14 protein-coding genes and 1 tRNA gene are annotated in these 17,009 nt (G+C 61.0%); 5 read left to right on the plus strand and 10 right to left on the minus strand.

Going from position 1 to position 17,009, the window contains the following annotated elements; translation table 11 throughout:
* Positions 1 to 3: 3 nt before the first annotated feature.
* The 4 genes from QKE19_RS06255 to QKE19_RS06270 all read left to right on the plus strand — a co-directional run bounded on the left by QKE19_RS06255 (position 4) and on the right by QKE19_RS06270 (position 5,210).
* Positions 4 to 1,389 carry a hemolysin family protein gene (locus QKE19_RS06255; RefSeq protein ID WP_016422831.1) on the plus strand — a complete coding sequence of 462 codons (1,386 nt, stop codon included), beginning with the start codon at positions 4 to 6 and terminating at the stop codon, positions 1,387 to 1,389.
* Entirely contained in the window at positions 1,386 to 2,600 is a 1,215-nt protein-coding gene (locus QKE19_RS06260) for a hemolysin family protein (RefSeq protein WP_347890609.1), read from the plus strand. Before QKE19_RS06255 ends, QKE19_RS06260 begins: the two co-directional genes overlap by 4 nt.
* The gene (locus QKE19_RS06265) at positions 2,597 to 3,514 is read left to right on the plus strand and encodes a 3-methyladenine DNA glycosylase (protein ID WP_069359512.1); all 918 of its coding nucleotides are present in this window, start codon (positions 2,597 to 2,599) and stop codon (positions 3,512 to 3,514) included. Before QKE19_RS06260 ends, QKE19_RS06265 begins: the two co-directional genes overlap by 4 nt.
* Positions 3,515 to 3,611: 97 nt before the next feature.
* The gene (locus QKE19_RS06270; RefSeq protein WP_069359511.1) at positions 3,612 to 5,210 is read left to right on the plus strand and encodes a hypothetical protein; all 1,599 of its coding nucleotides are present in this window, start codon (positions 3,612 to 3,614) and stop codon (positions 5,208 to 5,210) included.
* 145 nt (positions 5,211 to 5,355) lie between these two features.
* Here QKE19_RS06270 and QKE19_RS06275 read toward each other — a convergent pair whose 3' ends face one another.
* From QKE19_RS06275 to secA2, 5 genes are all read right to left on the minus strand, one after another.
* Positions 5,356 to 5,859, minus strand: coding sequence for a MerR family transcriptional regulator (locus QKE19_RS06275; protein WP_172620271.1), 504 nt, complete (start codon positions 5,857 to 5,859; stop codon positions 5,356 to 5,358).
* Positions 5,860 to 6,247: 388 nt separating this feature from the next.
* The gene (locus tag QKE19_RS06280) at positions 6,248 to 6,847 is read right to left on the minus strand and encodes a bifunctional nuclease family protein (protein ID WP_048734014.1); all 600 of its coding nucleotides are present in this window, start codon (positions 6,845 to 6,847) and stop codon (positions 6,248 to 6,250) included.
* A gap of 45 nt (positions 6,848 to 6,892) precedes the next feature.
* Entirely contained in the window at positions 6,893 to 7,651 is a 759-nt protein-coding gene (locus QKE19_RS06285; protein WP_016422836.1) for a MerR family transcriptional regulator, read from the minus strand.
* A 70-nt stretch (positions 7,652 to 7,721) separates the two neighbouring features.
* The gene (gene odhI / locus QKE19_RS06290; protein WP_005511304.1) at positions 7,722 to 8,147 is read right to left on the minus strand and encodes an oxoglutarate dehydrogenase inhibitor Odhl; all 426 of its coding nucleotides are present in this window, start codon (positions 8,145 to 8,147) and stop codon (positions 7,722 to 7,724) included.
* A gap of 238 nt (positions 8,148 to 8,385) precedes the next feature.
* Positions 8,386 to 10,665 (minus strand): accessory Sec system translocase SecA2, encoded by a 2,280-nt coding sequence (gene secA2, locus QKE19_RS06295; RefSeq protein WP_070549322.1) that lies wholly within the window; start codon positions 10,663 to 10,665, stop codon positions 8,386 to 8,388.
* 190 nt (positions 10,666 to 10,855) lie between these two features.
* Here secA2 and rraA point away from each other — a divergent pair, with 190 nt between their 5' ends.
* Complete coding sequence (rraA, locus tag QKE19_RS06300; RefSeq protein WP_016422839.1) at positions 10,856 to 11,329, plus strand: ribonuclease E activity regulator RraA; 474 nt, start codon at positions 10,856 to 10,858, stop codon at positions 11,327 to 11,329.
* A 98-nt stretch (positions 11,330 to 11,427) separates the two neighbouring features.
* Here rraA and QKE19_RS06305 read toward each other — a convergent pair.
* The 5 genes from QKE19_RS06305 to bioD all read right to left on the minus strand — a co-directional run bounded on the left by QKE19_RS06305 (position 11,428) and on the right by bioD (position 16,983).
* Positions 11,428 to 11,501: transfer RNA gene (locus tag QKE19_RS06305), tRNA-Pro, on the minus strand.
* A gap of 86 nt (positions 11,502 to 11,587) precedes the next feature.
* Positions 11,588 to 12,580 (minus strand): hypothetical protein, encoded by a 993-nt coding sequence (locus tag QKE19_RS06310; RefSeq protein ID WP_347890610.1) that lies wholly within the window; start codon positions 12,578 to 12,580, stop codon positions 11,588 to 11,590.
* Positions 12,581 to 12,736: 156 nt separating this feature from the next.
* Positions 12,737 to 15,049, minus strand: a complete 2,313-nt coding sequence (der, locus tag QKE19_RS06315; protein ID WP_347890611.1) for a bifunctional cytidylate kinase/GTPase Der — start codon at positions 15,047 to 15,049, stop codon at positions 12,737 to 12,739.
* Positions 15,050 to 15,100: 51 nt separating this feature from the next.
* Positions 15,101 to 15,952 (minus strand): pseudouridine synthase, encoded by an 852-nt coding sequence (locus QKE19_RS06320; protein WP_049189972.1) that lies wholly within the window; start codon positions 15,950 to 15,952, stop codon positions 15,101 to 15,103.
* Between the two features lie 341 nt (positions 15,953 to 16,293).
* Positions 16,294 to 16,983: a dethiobiotin synthase gene (bioD, locus tag QKE19_RS06325; RefSeq protein ID WP_347890612.1), complete on the minus strand. Its 690-nt coding sequence runs from the start codon at positions 16,981 to 16,983 to the stop codon at positions 16,294 to 16,296.
* Positions 16,984 to 17,009 lie beyond the last annotated feature (26 nt).

Raw genomic sequence — 17,009 nt, forward strand, 5'->3', positions numbered from 1 at the left:
TCAGTGGATATTGTTCTCAATATTGTCGCGGTTGTCGGCTTTATCGCGCTAACCGCTGGCACCGGCCTCTTTGTGGCGTTTGAATTCGCGCTGACGGGACTGGAGCGATCTACGATTGACGCCGACCGCGCCCGTTCAGCGGATGCACCTGCTGAGGCCGTTCACAAGGCGCATAATCGACTGTCCTTCCATCTTTCCGGTGCACAGCTGGGCATTACGTTGACCACGCTGGCAACTGGTTTCCTCGCGGAACCGGTGCTGGCACAGTACTTCACGCCGATGTTGCATTGGATGGGGCTCAGCGAGTCTGCAGCGGGACCGACCGCACTGATTCTTGCCCTCATCGTGGCCACGATGTTGTCGATGGTCTATGGCGAGTTGGTGCCAAAGAATGTCGCGATTACAGAGCCGCTGGCAGTAGCGCGAGTTACGGCTCGTCCGGTGATGGCGTTTAACTGGGTGTTCCACTACTTCATCCATTCGCTGAATGCCACGGCGAACTGGCTGGTGCGCAAGCTCGGTATTGAACCGGCGGATGAGTTGGCTTCAGCGCGTTCCCCTCAGGAGCTGGAAGCACTGGTACGTAATTCTGCGGAGCAGGGTGCATTGGATGAGTCGAAGGCCGCTGTACTCGAGTCGTCGTTACGCTTTGGCGAAACGACGGCGGAGGACCTAATGACGCCGCGGTCGACGATTACCTCCCTCGATGTCGATGACACGGCGCTGGATCTGCTGGCTGTCGCTATCGAATCGGGGCATTCCCGCTTCCCCATTACTGACGGGGACCTCGATGCCACTGTCGGTGTTGTCCACGTCAAGGACGCATTTGCGGTGCCTGCGGCGAAGCGCTCAACCACCACCATGCGGGAGATTGCACGGCCTGTGCCGACGCTGCCGCAGTCGCTGGACGGCGATGCCGTACTGGAGGCCGTGCGTTCGGCCGGCTCGCAGATTGCGCTGGTCGCCGATGAGTACGGCGGCATCGCCGGCATTGTCACCATCGAGGATGTCGTCGAGGAAATTCTTGGCGAGGTCTGGGATGAGTACGACGACAAGGAGTCCGAGCAGGAAGTCAAACGCGCGATCGAAGGTTGGAACTGCTCTGGCCTTGTGCGTACCGACGAGCTGCCGACCAAGGTCGGATACTTCGCCCCAGAAGGTAGCTTCGAAACGCTCGGTGGCTTGATTATGTTTGCGCTCGGTCGCATCCCGGAGGTCGGTGACGTCGTCCTGCTGCCAGAGACCGAACGCGACTTCATGGACGAGTTCGAATCGGGTATCGCCGGACGCTGGTACGCCCGCATTCTGGCGATGGATGACCGCCGCGTGGACCGTGCCATTTTGATTCCTGTGACCAACGAGCGCGCTAAGGAGATGTTCAACCTATGAGTGACTGGTTTGGAATCCTCCTGACTTTCTTCTTGTTGTTGGTCAACGCGTTTTTCGTGGGCGCGGAGTTCTCACTTATTGCTGCGCGCCGTGACCGTTTGGAAGCGCTGCTGGCTCAGGGAAAGAAGCGCGCACGCACAGTTATCAATGCTTCTGAGCACCTGTCGATGATGCTCGCCGCCGCACAGCTGGGCATCACCATTGCCTCGCTACTGCTGGGTAAGGTCTCTGAACCGGCGCTGGCACATCTGCTGGAAGCTCCTTTCCACGCCATGGGTATTCCGGAGTCGCTGCTGCACCCGCTGAGCTTTGCCATCGCATTGATGCTGGTGTCAGTGCTGCACATCATGCTCGGTGAGATGGTGCCGAAGAATATCGCGCTGGCAGGACCGGAAACGATGGCCATGCTGCTTATTCCTGTTCACATGGTCTTCTACCGCTTGACCAAGCCGCTGTTGCTGCTGTTTAACTGGATGGCTCGCCATACGCTTAAGCTGTTCGGCATTGAGCAGCGCGATGAGCTCGACACCACTGTCGATTCCACTGAGTTGGCATCGATGATTGCGGAGTCTCGTCAAGAGGGGCTCCTTGACAGCGAGGAGCACGTCCGCCTTCGTCGCACACTGGCTTCGGCCACGCGCACCATTGAGGAGGTACTGATTCCGCACGAGCAAATTCGGCGCCTCCCCACCGCACCGACTGTGGGCGACCTAGAGACGGCGGTCACCTTAACTGGATTCTCCCGGTTCCCCGTCGCTGCAGCCAACAATGAACCCAACGAGTACCGCGGCTATGTTCACGTGAAAGATGTCCTCGACCGCGTCATGGATCCTGCCTCCGGCCCAGAGACAGCCATCCCCGATGACGAGATTCGCCCGATGATTGAGATTCCGATCGATGCCACGCTGGATGAGGGATTGCGCATCATGCGCCGCTACAGCGCCCACATGGCAGTGGCTGTACGCGCTCGCATGCCAAAGCCGCACCTGCGCGCAAACGCCCCGGCAAGCATCGCTCCGAAGACTGGTGCTTTCTCCGGCGCGGAGCAGATCGGCATCGTGGCTCTGGAGGACCTCATCGAGGAGCAGGTCGGTGTCGTGCGCGACTGGACCCACGAGGTCTCCCCGCGTCGCAGCGGTGCGCCAAAGCAGCACTCGACCGTGAACCAGCCCCGGACCCGACCGGGCAGCACGCAGGGGCGCCAGCCGTGACGCCTACGCCCGATTCGTCTTTCGATTGGCGTGAAGCCAAAGCAAGGCATATCGCCCGCGTCGATGTCCTGACCCGCGACCGCCTGTCCCGTCGCAGTCGCGGCCAGCGCCACCCGGTCTGGGACTTCATCTTCGAGTACTACCCCGTTAAACCCGGCCAACTCCGCCGCTGGTCACCGGGCATCGGCGTAGATCTTCCCGGTGCGACGGCCAAAGACATCAGTCACCTGAAGTTCTTTACCCTCGACACGGACGACACTACCGATAGCCCTGCCCGCAAGGAGCCCACCGATACCGCCTCTGGGACGGCGCGCATGGATGTTTCGGCGTACGTCGATAAGCGAGGTACGACGGTGGCGTACATCGGCAATCTGTTGCGTTCGACGCGCGCGAATCCGGCGCACTTTGACTGCTTTGGCCTGCATGAATGGGCGATGGTGTATCGCCAGCCCGAGCATCGTCACCCGGAGCCCCTGCGGCTGGGTCAGGCAGGCACGGACGAGGTCGTCGAGGCCCACACGGTTCGATGTACGCACTTCGACGCCTTCCGTTTCTTCACGCCCGACGCCGTGCCGCTCAACGAGTTTGCCCCGACGCGCGAGACACAGCCGCACTGTGAGCAGATGGGGTGTCTGCACGCCAACATGGACTTGTATAAATGGGCGACCAAGCTCGGCGAGGCGGTCCCCGGCGACCTGTGGCTGGATACTTTCGAGCTCGCGTGCAGTGCCCGTGAGTTGGATATGCGCGCCGCTCCCTACGATCTGCGGGATTGGGGTTTTGCGCCCATTCGCATCGAAACGCCCGAAGGCAAGGCCGAGTACGTCCGCCGCCAGCGTGAGCTCAGCGCGCGTGCCGATGTTCTGCGCGGCCGTCTTCTCGAAGTGGTAGATGTCGCCTTGTCCACGCAGTAAAGTTGGCAGGAGTTACGTGCGCGTTTGTGCTTTACGACGAGGTCTGCTGCGAGTCGACAGTGCCGAGCACACTCAGCATAGAAAGGGCTAGAACGACATGGGACGACACGCCTCGGGAGAGAACAACTATCGAGTGGCTAAGGGGCCTTTTATTGCCGTCTTGGTGGTAATTGTTCTGGTGGCTGCGGTTTTTGCCTGGGTTAATCTGCGCAAGAGCAACGATTCGTCGATTGATGCTGACCGTGCACGGTGTACGAAGGGTGACCTGACGCTGGTGGTGACCGCTGATCCTGCTGCGGTGGGCTCGGCACAGAAGCTTGTGCAGGACTATGGCGAGTCGAATCCCGTGGTGAGGGACTTCTGTGTGCGGCCACAGATTACGGTGGCGGGCTCGCAGGAGGTTGTGAACGCCCTGACTGAGGCTGGCGGTGCTGAAGCTGGTGAGGGAGCTCCGGAGGACCCCGCTGCGGATGAAGCTGGTACCGGAATTATGACTCCGGGCGTCTGGATTCCCGCCGATATCTCTTTCGTGGACCAGGCGAAGAACTCGGACAAGGTCAAGGTCAACAACCCCAAGACGTGGTTGCCGCCGATTGCCAGCGGCGTGGCCTTCACAACCAATCGTGCTGACCAGCTGAACAACGCCACTTGGGAAGAGCTTGCGGGATTGCGCGTGGCCGCCCCCGGTGGCTCCGATGCGGCACTGTCTGCGGTGATCAGTGCTCGACTTGGCGGTGGCCCGGATGTCGCTCGCGAACGCGCGGGCTTGGGTGAGGTCTACACCTCCAATACTCTGCTGACCATGCTCAGCCAGAACGTCGCTGATTTCGACGGCGTGGCCGCGACCCAGCCCATGCTGCAGATGGCCGGCGAGGGGCTGAAGCTGGTCTCCCCTGCGGATGCACCCCAGTTGCACGCGCCAGTTGTCACCTTTGGCTCCGGCGGCAAGATTGACGAGAACACGGCTCGCGCGGCCGAGGACTTCCGGAACTTCGCAGCAGATCATGGCGCCGACGGCGAAGCTGCTGAGAGCACTTTCAGCCCTGAAGTAGCGGAGAACTTTGGAGTGCTCTCGCAGATTCAGACGGATTCTTTTGCGCTGCCGCCAGCACTGGAGCAGCCGGACGCGCAACAGCCCGCAACTGCGGTGGGTTCGGCACTCCTGCTCGCTGACACCTCCGAGGGCGTCGATGTCGGGGCGCTGTCTGCGGCACTGACCGGCGCTATCGATGCGGCGCCTGGCGGCCGTTACGGCCTGTGGACATTCGCACCCGAGGTGAACCGCCTCGCGGAACTTCCCGCGCCCGATGACGAGGCCAACAACGGCGCGGACGCCGTAAAGGGTTCGCTGGCCGAACTTCCGGCCGGTGGTGAGGCACAGTTCTGGCCAGCGCTTATCGATGCCTACCAGGCCGCCCGCGACACCTACTCCCCGGACAAGCCCAACCGTCTCGTCGTGCTCACTTCGGGTCGCGATGCCTCGGGCGCCGATGCCGCCGAGTCCGTCGAGAGGATCAAGGAACTCATTAGCCCAGACCGCCCGGTAACGATTGAGGTCATCGTGCTTCCCGACGGCGACAGCTCCAGCCCCGAGCTGCAGGAAGTGGCAAATATGACCACTGGCTCTCTGCGCATTGCGGCCGACTACGGCGATGGCCTGGCCTCTCAGTTGGCTGCGGCTATCGGTACGGAGTAAGTAGCAAAAAACCGCCTCCATCTGGTCCAACCTCGGGAGAGGAAAAACGGAACCAGTTGTGGAAGGCGGTTTTTGTTTAGCTTGTTTCGGCTATTTGAGCGGCGTCCATAGCAGCGACGCCGCTATTCAGCCATACAGTTGGCTGTTAGGAGATGCGACGGCGACGACGCTCAGCCAGCTCGTCGATGCCAGTACCTGGGTTCTCCTGAGTACCGTCGATACGCTCGGACGGGAAGGAGGCGATGGTGCCAGTCAGTTCCTTCATAATGCCCGGGACAGCAATGCCGAACACTCCCTGGCCACCGTTGAGCAGGTCGATGACCTCTTCATTGGAGCGACACTGGTAGACGGTGCGACCATCGGAAACCAGCGTGATGGTAGCCAGGTCATCGACGCCGAGGTCGCGCAGGCGGTCGACAGCCAGACGGATGTTCTGCAGGGAAATACCGGTGTCCAGCAGTCCGCGGACAATCTTCAAAACGAGGATGTCGCGGAAGGAGTACAGACGCTGGGTACCCGAGCCCTTGGCGGTACGGATAGAAGGCTCCACCAGCTTGGTGCGTGCCCAGTAGTCCAGCTGGCGGTAAGAAATGCCCGCTACCTGACATGCGATGGGAACGCGGTAGCCAACCTGCTCGTCCGGTCCCATGTCGAACAGGGATTCCTGAACCGCGCGTGGCTCTTGCGAGTCCGACGCACGGAGCTCATTGTCGCCAAAGAGCGAACCGCTGTTGTCGTCGACCATATAAATTCTCCCGAGGTAGTTTCACTGCCGTTATTTATCTTTCGCCAAGGTTAATCGGCTGTCAATACATCACAGGACGACACGCCGAATCTCTAAACCTAAAGTTAAGGTTTAGAGTTTGGAGTCATAGTTTCCCCAGCTCAAGCACAACCCGGGAGAAAAACCGCAGGACGGGATGAAACCATAACTTACGAAAAGTTACCCCTTTTATGGGGTCATTCAGCGACACGCCGGAGGAAATAAGCGTCACAACTACCCCAAAAGTAGCCAGTTGTTCACTCCAGTCACACGTTTAACGGTCGCCATCGGAAGCTGAATCGGCGCCACCGTCGGCTTCACCATCAGACTTCTTGTCCTCCGCATCACCATGCGGCTCGGCGAAGTAGTCAGCATCAATGCTGTCGAGGAATTCCGCAAACTCCGACACCGATGCCTCGACGGAGTCGGTCTCCGACTCGTCGGCAAGCGAACCGCCATTGGTTGCGACGAGACGCGCCGCTACCGACGTGGCGTCGAGCACATCACGCGCGACATACAGCGGAACCTCAAGCTCGCTAGCGATAAGGATGAGGTCGGAGGGCCGCATATCAATCTCTGCGCCACCTTCGAGCACCAGGCTGGCGATGAAAACGCCCTCATGCACGCCCGTAATCTGGCCGCGCAGGGCGCTCTGCCCCACCATGTCCAGCGTATCGACGAAGACCTCATGCATGCCCGGGCGACGCTGCGTAGCGCCGGTCTCACGGGCGGAGTACTCCGTCGCCGTCGCCAAATCAATCCAAATCGGGATAATCCGATTGGTCTCTTCGGCATGCAGGAGCAGCACTGGATCGTCCTCAGGAGGATGCGCCATCCAGTCTAGAAACTTGACTTCTACGAGTTTTTCGTCCATAACAGCGATAATTGTAGCGAGCCGCTATTTACGCGGGACTACCGACTACTTCCCCAGGTCCTTGTTGACCTGGCGCTTGACCAAAGTGCCGTGCAGCGTGACCATCAGCGCAGTCATCTCACGGCCCATCTCCACAGCCTTCTGCTTGCCGCTAGCCGCACGCGACTTACTCAGCGGACTAGCAGCGAGCGACACCAAATCTGCCTCACGGGCCGCAGCGGTACGCACAGTTTTGAGGTGGCGGGCATCCAGACCAAACTCAGCCAGCTTGACCGCCGTCTCAGTGATGAGCAGGTCATCGCCATCGAACATGTTCAGCGTGTCCGGAGTAATCAGGCCGACTCGAACCAGTTCAGTGATAAACTTCTCGCTAGCGCCGGTGCGCTCTGCCAGCTCCGCCTGCGTCAGCGAGACCACTGCGGCTTCGCGGAACTGATCCGCCGTCACCAGTGGAGTGACCGATGCCAGCCCGTCGCCGCCAGCGTTGCCCGCATCAATTTCGTCGAGCTGCTCTTTAATAACCTTCAGCGGCAAGTAGTTATCGCGCTGAACGGTGAGAATGTAGCGCAGGCGGTCAATGTCCGCCTGGCTGTAGCGACGATAACCCGAGGAGCTACGCGACGGGCACAGCAGCCCCTCCGACTCGAGAAAACGAATTTTGGACAGCGTTACATCAGGGAACTCAACCTTGACTTCCTTCAGCACAGCACCGATGGTCTTCTTCTTGCCCACCGAGCGTGCTTGCTTCGCAGTGCTTTCCGACGAAGTCGGCTGCGAAACTGCTGATTTGCGTACTGCTGCCACTGGTCTTTTCCGAGCCTTTACAAAAATAAGGGGTTAATGCCGACAGGCGTCGACATTAACCGATGTCGAATTAGTTACCGATCAGGAAGACGAGGCGGAACTTACCGACCTGAACCTCGTCACCATTAGCCAGAACCGCGGAGTTCTTCGGCTCGCGGTTAACGTAGGTACCGTTCAGCGATCCCACGTCGACGACCTCGTAGGAGTCACCGTTCTTGCGGAACTCTGCGTGACGACGGGAAACAGTCACATCATCGAGGAAGATGTCGCTGTCCGGGTGACGACCAGCGGTGGTGACTGCCTGATCGAGCAGGAAACGCGAACCTGCGTTTGGCCCCCGCTTGACAACCAAGAGTGCCGAGCCCGCCGGAAGTCCTTCAACACCGGAGACCGTGGAGTCCGTGTTAGAGCTGGACTCCATTTCCTTCAGCAAATCTGCACGGAAGACCGAGGTGGTCTCGACCGATGCCTCTGGCTGGCCGCTATTGCTAGTCATATCTTTCCCTCCGGGATAACCTTGGGCGATTTACTCGTTACTTTTTAGATAATAGCGCCCCAACCGCTTTCGTGTTGTTATCTAATCCCAACCATGTTGTGACGCAGCTCACCAGCAGGGTATGTACAACATGATTGATATGCGTAAATACCGACATCTGAGAGCTTTCTCTGTGGGTGTACCTAGGCCGGTCACCTGAGAAATATTTTCAAATTGTTACCAAACCTGTGGTTACGGCTTACCTAAACATCGCTGCAATTGAGCCGACGACCGAGCCGCCACCATTGCTCAAGGGGTTGTCGTTGACCATGTACGTCCACGTCGAGCTCGGGCGAGCAAGACCCGTGTCCTCTAGATGTGCGCCTTCGCTGTCGATTTCGACCTCTTGGAAGGTCTGCACCGACTCGGTAACGGCATTGTTCACCAGGCTCTTAAAGGCGCCGATGGCGGCGCGGTGGAACTCATCAATGGGGCTTTCCTTAGCCAGCGCGCGCAGGTGAATCGACTCCCGAAGGTCATCCAGATCCGCCAGGTGGTCTGACCATCCGCGATCCAGGTGGCTCAGCATGATTTCCCGGGCAGCATCCTCGGCGACATCGCGCCCGGCTGCGGCTTCGACTTCCCTCGCCCGCGCCGATGCCAACTTGGACAGTTCTTCCCAGGCAGCATTAGTAGTCAGCAGTTTCTCCCTGCGCTCATCCAGAATCTCGCGCTGGTCACCGATGAGCTTGTTGTACTTCCATGTCGTCGCATGAATCGACAGCATGGTCGCCTCTGTCACTCGCTGTGCGCGGTCGATGAACTGATAGGCCCTCTTATCCCGGACGCGGCCATCGTCCTCGGGAAGCACGCTCAGCGTCTCGCCAGCAGCGCCCTCGGAAATCACCGGATCATCCAGGGAGACAAAGAACACCGACGAGCCCGGATCGCCCTGGCGCCCGGCGCGGCCACGCAGCTGATTGTCCAGTCGGTCAGTGCGGTGCTTCCCCAGGCCAATGACGCATAGTCCACCGCGCTCAACGACCGCATCGCGGTTGGATTCATCTGCCCCGCCGAGACGGATGTCGGTTCCTCGCCCGGCCATCTGAGTGGACACCGTGACACGGCCAATATCGCCAGCATTGGCGATGACCTGGGCCTCCAGCTCGTCATTTTTCGCGTTCAGCACCGAGGATTCGATGCCGCGCAGGACCAGCGCATCGGCTAGTCGTTCCGATTCCGCCACGTCACGGGTGCCTACGAGTATTGGTCGACCAGTGCCGTTGAGTTCCACGACCTCGTCGACAAGCGCGGCGAACGCGTCGTCGGTGGTGGCGTAGATGCGGTCGGGCTCGTCGTCACGAATGCATGGGACGTTGGGTTCGATGACGGAGACGTGAAGTCCGTAGAACTCGCGGAACTGGTCTCCTGCGGAGGTGGCGGTGCCGGTCATGCCGCAGGTGATGTCATAGCGGCCGACGAGTTGCTGGATGGTCATGGAGTCGAGGATGCGACCGCCCTCAGAGACCTGCAGGCCCTCCTTGGCTTCTACCGCCGCCTGTAGACCGTCCGGCCAGCGCTGCAGTTCCGCCACGCGTCCCTTCGAAGCGTCGATGAGCTGGACCTTGCCGTCGCGCACGATGTAGTCGACATCGCGCTGCAGCAGCTCGTGGGCGTGCAGTGCAACGTTGACCTGAACCAGAGTGGTGCCGACGTGCTCGGCGTCGTACAGTGAGCCGATGCCAAGCAGCCGTTCGACGCGTGCGGCGCCGGTATCGGTGAGGAAGACGTTGCGACGACCTTCGTCGACGGTGTAGTCGTCGCCGAGCTGCAGGCGGCGCACCACGTCGGTAATCTGTCCGGTCGGTGCGGTGCCCGGCTCATTGCCGGCAAGCACAAGCGGGACCAGCGCTTCATCCACCAACACGGAGTCGGCCTCGTCGATGATCGCGACATCAGCGGGCGACTGCACGCGGTCTTCGATGGTCGGCGCGCAGCGGTCGCGCAGAACGTCGAAGCCGAGTTCGTTGACGGCGGCGTAGACGATGTCTGCCGCATATGCTTTACGACGCTCCCCCGGTCCCTCCTGCGGCGAAATAGCCGACACCGAGAGCCCTAGGAACCCGAACAGCGGTTGCATCCACTGCGCGTCGCGGCCTGCGAGGTAGTCGTTGACGGTCACCGAATGCACGCGGTGGCCGCGCAGCGCGAAACCGGCTGCAGCCAGGGCGCCGGAGAGAGTCTTGCCCTCACCGGTGGCCATCTGGACAACGTCTCCCTCCATGAGCGCCAGTGCGCCCTGCAGCTGCACATCAAAGGGGCGCATGGACAGGGTGCGCTGGGAAACTTCGCGGAGCGCGGCTAAAAGCTCCGGTGCGTCGGTGGCGTGTTGGCGGGTGAAGTCGGCGAGGTCAGCGTCGGAAAGCGCCTGTACCTGTGGCTCGAGCTCAGCGGCACGCGCCACCAGCCCTACGCTGCGTTTTTGGTTGCGCCCTTGCTTGCCGCTAAGAGCCTTCCAAAACCAATTAAACCCAGCCATCTTCTACCCTTCCTGCGCACGTGTGGTTGTCGGCGCGTTCTGACTCACCAGAGTAATCAATCTGGACCGCCCTTCGGAGCACCAATCGCTGCCAGCGAATTTGCACCATATGTCTTTAGTCACATCTTGAGTTTGAAACAATGGGTTTAACACTTGATGCGAGCAATTTTCGGAAGGACTTGAATCCCCTATGGCAATCGAATTCATCCCCACCGCTGACCTGGTTGACGAGATCGGCCCGGACGTGCGTTCCTGCGATACTCAGATGCGTAACCTCGGCGGTCGCGTGGAGTTCTGCGGCAAGATCTCCACGGTCAAGTGCTTCCAGGACAACGCGCTGCTGAAGAAGGTCCTGTCCGAGCCGTCTGAGGGCGGCGTGCTTGTCATCGACGGTGACGCTTCTGTTCACACGGCGCTGGTCGGTGACGTTATTGCGGGGCTCGGCAAGGACAATGGCTGGGCTGGTGTGGTCGTCAACGGCGCGATTCGCGACTCCAAGCTGATTGGCGAGATGGACTTCGGCTGCAAGGCGCTTGGCACCAACCCGCGCAAGTCCACCAAGACCGGCGAGGGCGAGCGCGACGTCGTTGTCTCCTTCGGCGGCATCGACTTCGTTCCGGGCGAGACGCTCTACGCTGACTCCGACGGTATTGTCGTGCGCTAGTAGCATCGCGCGCTGGACGGCAAACAAAAGCCTTAAGCAATAGCCGTAAACAAAACCGCCGCCTCCCGGAATCTTCCAGAAGACGGCGGTTATTTTTGTCGGGCTGACCGGATTTGAACCGACGACCCCCTCACCCCCAGTGAGGTGCGCTACCAAACTGCGCTACAGCCCGCGTGCACGAAGGTGCAACGAGCTATAGGTTACATCATTGGAGTTTGAAGGCGAAAATCGCCCCAGACCCCTGCCTTTCCTGCGGCATTACTGCAGGTAGATGGTCACAGGCGTGGATGTCTCCGCCATCTGTCCCTCCGGCGGATCGATCGAGGCGACCTTGCCCATAATCGCAGCCACAGAGTTGGTCGGATTGCCCTCGGCGTCGACGACGGTCACATTCTGGTAGCCGTTGGTACGCAATTCCACCTCAACCGATGCCGGGCTCTTGCCCACCACGCCCTGCGGGATGGTGCCCCAGCCGCTGCTGCGCTCACCGGGCCCAGGGATAGCTGGCGGCGACTCGCGAAGTTGGTCGAGCTCCTGCTCGAGGCGCTCACGGGTGTCATTAATCGTGCCCGATGGGTCCACACGGTCCAGCGGGCTTGTCGTGGTTTCTTCCGGCGAGGTTGTCGTCGGCGTCGGGCTTGCCGACGTCTCCTGCGTCGGCACCGCCGTATTGTCGTTTTTGTCCTCGGTTCCGGAAGTAAAGGACAAAACCAGGGCTACCAGCGCGACTACGGCCACCATGGCGGCGATGGCCACGATGGCGACAGGCTTGCCCCAGCCCTTCTTGGAGTCATCATTGCCACTGTTACCGCGGTTGTTGCCGTTGTTCATGTCACCGTAACCGCCTGCGCCACCTGCGGCGTACTGCTGGGTTGCGCCTGCCTGCTGGCCCGCCTGACCATAGCCGCGTTCTTCTTCAGAAAGCGGCGCCCAGTACTGGCCGCTACCCTGTGCACCTGCGCCTGCGCCACCGCCTTGCGCCCCGGCGCCGGCACCAGCGCCTCGTGAGTTCTCAAAACGTGTTTCATCGCCACGCTGCAGGAATTGTGTCTCAGAGGAGTCGCCACCGAAGTATTCGGTCGGCTGCTCGCCCGCGAAGTCGGCATCTGGGTTGTATCCACGGTATCCCTCGTCCCGCGGAATGTAGCGAGTCGCGGAGTCATCGCCGTATGCGCTTGAGGAATCGCGTCCGTAGCTGTTGTCTCGGCCATCGTGCTGAGAGCCGTCACGGTTATTGCCGCGCCTGACCATTGTCAGTTCTCCTTATCGCTAATTTCCTAAAACTCCAAAATGCCAACGAAAAGCCCAAAATGCAATTGCCTAAATCACATTTTGGGCTTTTCTCAGCTCAATTCGAGCGACTAGCAGGCCTGAACGGAACTACCTGACGGTGCTTCCTAGCAGGTCCTAGCGGCGCTTCTTCTTCTCGCGGACACGCACCGCGATGCGCACCGGCGAGCCCTCGAAACCGAATTCTTCACGCAGCTTGCGCTCCAGGAAGCGACGGTAGCCATGCTCCAGGAACCCGGTGGTGAACAGCACAATCACCGGCGGGCGCGAGGATGCCTGGGTGGCAAACAACACGCGCGGCTGGCGGCCACCACGCAGCGGTGGCGGGTTCTGCTGCATAATCGCACGCAACCAAGTGTTCAGGCGACCAGTGGAGATACGCTTATCCCACGACTCCACGGCCTCCAACATTGCCGGCTCCAGCTTCTGCACAGCGCGACCAGTCTTGGCGGAGATGTTCACCCGACGAGCCCACGGCACATGTGCTAGCTGCTCTTCAATTTCGCGCTCGAGCAGATCGCGGCGGTCCTCATCCATGAGGTCCCACTTGTTGTAGGCGACCACAAGTGCGCGACCGGAATCGAGAATCATGCGCAGCACGCGCTGGTCCTGCTCGGTAATCTGCTCGGAGGCATCGACCAGGAAGATCACGACCTCGGCGTTGTCAATCGTCGAACGAGTACGCAGCGACGCGTAGAACTCGTGGCCCTTGGCGGTCTTGGTCTTCTTGCGAATACCAGCGGTATCCACGAAACGCCACAGCGCCTCGTCCATCTGCACCAGCGAGTCCACCGGGTCAACCGTGGTACCAGCCACGTCGCTGACCACTGCGCGATCTTCACCGGAGAGCTTGTTCAGCAGCGAAGACTTGCCCACATTCGGCTTACCCACCAGCGCCACACGACGCGGCCCGGTCGGCAGCGACTTCGCACGCGGCACCTCCGGGAAGGAGGACACCACTTCGTCCATCACGTCGGCATTGCCACGACCGTGAAGGGCCGAGGTTGGGTGCGGCTCGCCGAGCCCGAGGGCCCAGAACTCCGCGACGTCGCCAAGCTGCGAATCCGACTCAAACTTGTTGGCAGCGAGAATAACCGGCTGCTCCGCGCGCTGCAGGCGACGGGCCATGACCTCTTCCGTGGCGGTGATGCCGACGGTGGTGTCAACGACCATGACAATCACATCGGCGGTCTCCATGGCGGTCTCCGCCTGACGAGCAATCGCCGCATGCATACCCTTGGCATCCGGGTCCCAGCCGCCGGTGTCCTGCACCCAGAAGCGACGTCCGCCCCATTCACCCAGGTAGGAGATGCGGTCGCGGGTCACGCCCGGGAAGTCTTCGACAACTGCTTCACGACGGCCAATGAACCTGTTAACCATGGTGGACTTACCAACATTCGGTCGTCCCACAATGGCCACGGTCGGAAGAGCTTCTTCCCCCTCGTCGCTCACGCCAAGCGCTGCGAAAGCGTTCTCCAGCTCTTCCCAGTCGGCATCGTCATCGATCTGGCCGGTTTCGGCGCGCTCGATGGCTTCGGAGATGATCGTCTCGTGGTCGGCAATCGTGCGGTCGATGAACTCGTCTGCGCTGGTGTGGCTGCCTGCGGTGCCCGGCGCGTTCTCGCTCTCCACGTTTGCGACCAGGTGTCCGGCGGTGTCGTCCTCGGAGCCGTCGTAAGAGCCCTCGTAAGATTCCTCGAACTCCTCGTTGTCGACATCGTCCCAGTCCATGGTGGACCCCGGGTAGCCGGCCTCAACGACATCGAGGACGTTTTCCACGACCTCTTCAATGTCCATCTCAGAGGTGTCCAGAATGAATGCGTCCTCGGCTGGCTTCAGCGGAGAGGTCGCACGGTTGCTGTCGAGTTCATCGCGGCGGATGACGTCGGCAAGCACGGTGTCGAAGTCGGCCTCACGACCAGCGGCGATGTCCTGGTCGTAGCGGCGGCGAGCACGGACCTCTGCGGAGGCGGTCATGAAAATCTTCGCCGGGACGTCCGGGAGAACGACCGTGCCGATGTCGCGACCTTCCACCACACAGCGCACAGCCGATGCGGCCAGCGAACGCTGGAGTGCGACCAGGTTGGTGCGCACGGCCGGAATCGCGGAGACCGCCGACACGTTGCGGGTGACCTCCGGGCCGCGAATCTCGCCGGAAACATCCTCGCCGTCGAGGAGGACCGCAGTGGAGTTCGGGTCATCGGAGACTTCCAGCGGTAGGGCGGCCGTCGCCTTGGCCACGGCTTCCTCGTCGGTCGGGTCGATGCCCTGGCGCAGCACCCACAGGGTGGCAACGCGGTACATAGCGCCGGTGTCCAGGTACTTTGCACCCAGCTCGGTTGCGACCATCCGGGAGACAGTCGACTTGCCAGTGCCGGAAGGGCCGTCGATGGCAACCAACAGCATGTCGTCAGTGTTCTGCTCGCTCATGTGGGCTCCTTCAGCTCCTTGGTTTTCTTCGTTCTTCTTCACTAGTGCCATTTACAGCCCCACCGCGTTGTAGAGGGAGGTCAGCTCAGCGCGGTTGAGTGCGCGGAGAGCGCCCGGGGTCTGCTCGCCCAGCTGGACAGTGTGAATCTTAGTGCGCACCAGGCGCTCGACCGGGAAGCCCGCAGTCTTGAGCATTCGGCGCACGATGTGCTTGCGGCCCTCATGCAGCTCGATGCGGACGATAGAGCGGCCCTGCCAGATGTCAATAATCTGCGCCATGTCCGCCTTAGCGATGCCATCATCGAGCTCAATGCCCTTTTCCAGCTCACGCATGACCTTGGCATCGACCTCACCGACAACGGTGGCCATGTAGGTCTTGGTGACCTCGTAACTCGGGTGCATCAGGCGGTTGGCCAGCTCACCATCGTTGGTGAGCAGCAGCAGACCCTCGGTGGGCGCATCCAGGCGCCCCACGTGGAAGAGTCGCTGACCAGCGCTGATCTTCTCACCGATGATGTCGCCCACACACGGGCGGCCCATGTCATCGTGCATGGTCGACTGCACGCCACGCGGCTTGTTCAGGACGAAGTACTGCATGTCCTCATTGACGATGACGCGGGAACCATCAACGCGAATCACAGACGTGTTCGGGTCCACCCGCACGCCCTGCCGCGTCACAATCTTGCCGTCGACCTCGACGCGGCCTTCGTCGATAAGCTTTTCCGCCATACGACGCGACGCCACGCCTGCCTGTGCCAGGACCTTCTGCAGACGTACGCCTTCACCTGCTTCGCTGTGCACGCGCTTGCCCGAGCCGCGGCGGTCGGAGTCCACGTGCTGGTGGCGCGCCGGGCGAGCGTTGGATACGTAGATGTCCTTCGCGTGGACGTTGGAGGTCTCCATCTTCGCGCCGCTGTCGCGACGGCTGCGGTTGCGCTGGGCGTTAGTGGAGCCGCGGTTGGATTGATTCTTACGGTTCTTGTGTGCCGGTGTGCCTTCTCGGCGAGCGGGTTTAGCCACTTGACCTACATCCTTTTCAAGCGTTGGAGAATGTTCTGTTTGTTAGAACGTCAGCGCCAGGCGACGCTGTTCTCTCCCCCGTGGGCCCAAAATGGCCGGTGGAAGCAGGTTAATAAAGAGAATTACAGAGAAAGCCTCGCGCCTTGTCGTCTAGCCACCTTAGCACGTTTCTAGTAAAGCGCCAGCTTAACGACGTCCCGCGCGGCCTCCACCTACAACGTCTTTTACAGCGCTGCGGCCCACTCTCGCACGCCCGGCAGCCACTGCGTAGCTTTCGCCACAAACTCCTGCCGGTCCAGCGCGCCCGCTCCCGCCTGCACCGACCCCAGCAGCGGCACCCCGGTGATGCGCGGCAGTTCCTCCAGGTTCGTCTCAATGATCGGGTCGACCTCCGCCGGCAACGAACCGCCCACCAGCGCCGTGACATTAACCCCACGGCCCCGCGCCACCTCGACGGTGAGCTCCGCCTCGTTCAGGCAACCCAGGTCCAACCGCGTCACGACCACCATCTGACTACCCGGCAGCAACACCGCCAGCTCCGGCAGCGCCCAGTCCTCGCCGAGTCGCACCAGCAAGCCGCCCGCGCCCTCCACGAGGACAACGCGGTTCGGCCCGTCGATAAGCTTGATTTTCTCCGCGATTTCCGTAGCCTCCGGCAGGCGCATGCCCGCGCGCTGAGCCGCCGCCACCGGCGCCATCGGCTCGGGGTAACGCTCGAAACCATGCAGGTTGTCAATCCCCGTCAGCTCCGCGACAGTGTCCAAATCACCGCCATTTGGGCCCGGAAAACCAGTCTGAATTGGCTTGACGACGTGCACCTCCTTTCCCTCCTCGCGAAGTGCCGCCGCCAGGGCTGCCGTGCCGATGGTCTTTCCAATATCGGTACCGGTGCCGGTGACAAGGACGATGCTCATGGTGGGTGGTGCTCCTTTTTGGTTGC

It is taken from the genome of Corynebacterium sp. c8Ua_99, from assembly GCF_039907185.1.
GTDB lineage: Bacteria > Actinomycetota > Actinomycetes > Mycobacteriales > Mycobacteriaceae > Corynebacterium > Corynebacterium jeikeium_D.

Bases quoted from the DNA above. Each gene is read 5' to 3' on its own strand.
- QKE19_RS06260 (WP_347890609.1), top strand. From the start codon at position 1,386: ATGAGTGACTGGTTTGGAATCCTCCTGACTTTCTTCTTGTTGTTGGTC.
- QKE19_RS06270 (WP_069359511.1), top strand. From the start codon at position 3,612: ATGGGACGACACGCCTCGGGAGAGAACAACTATCGAGTGGCTAAGGGG.
- QKE19_RS06275 (WP_172620271.1), bottom strand. From the start codon at position 5,859: ATGGGACCGGACGAGCAGGTTGGCTACCGCGTTCCCATCGCATGTCAG.
- QKE19_RS06280 (WP_048734014.1), bottom strand. From the start codon at position 6,847: ATGGACGAAAAACTCGTAGAAGTCAAGTTTCTAGACTGGATGGCGCAT.
- odhI (WP_005511304.1), bottom strand. From the start codon at position 8,147: ATGACTAGCAATAGCGGCCAGCCAGAGGCATCGGTCGAGACCACCTCG.
- secA2 (WP_070549322.1), bottom strand. From the start codon at position 10,665: ATGGCTGGGTTTAATTGGTTTTGGAAGGCTCTTAGCGGCAAGCAAGGG.
- rraA (WP_016422839.1), top strand. From the start codon at position 10,856: ATGGCAATCGAATTCATCCCCACCGCTGACCTGGTTGACGAGATCGGC.
- QKE19_RS06310 (WP_347890610.1), bottom strand. From the start codon at position 12,580: ATGGTCAGGCGCGGCAATAACCGTGACGGCTCTCAGCACGATGGCCGA.
- der (WP_347890611.1), bottom strand. From the start codon at position 15,049: ATGAGCGAGCAGAACACTGACGACATGCTGTTGGTTGCCATCGACGGC.
- QKE19_RS06320 (WP_049189972.1), bottom strand. From the start codon at position 15,952: ATGGAGACCTCCAACGTCCACGCGAAGGACATCTACGTATCCAACGCT.
- bioD (WP_347890612.1), bottom strand. From the start codon at position 16,983: ATGAGCATCGTCCTTGTCACCGGCACCGGTACCGATATTGGAAAGACC.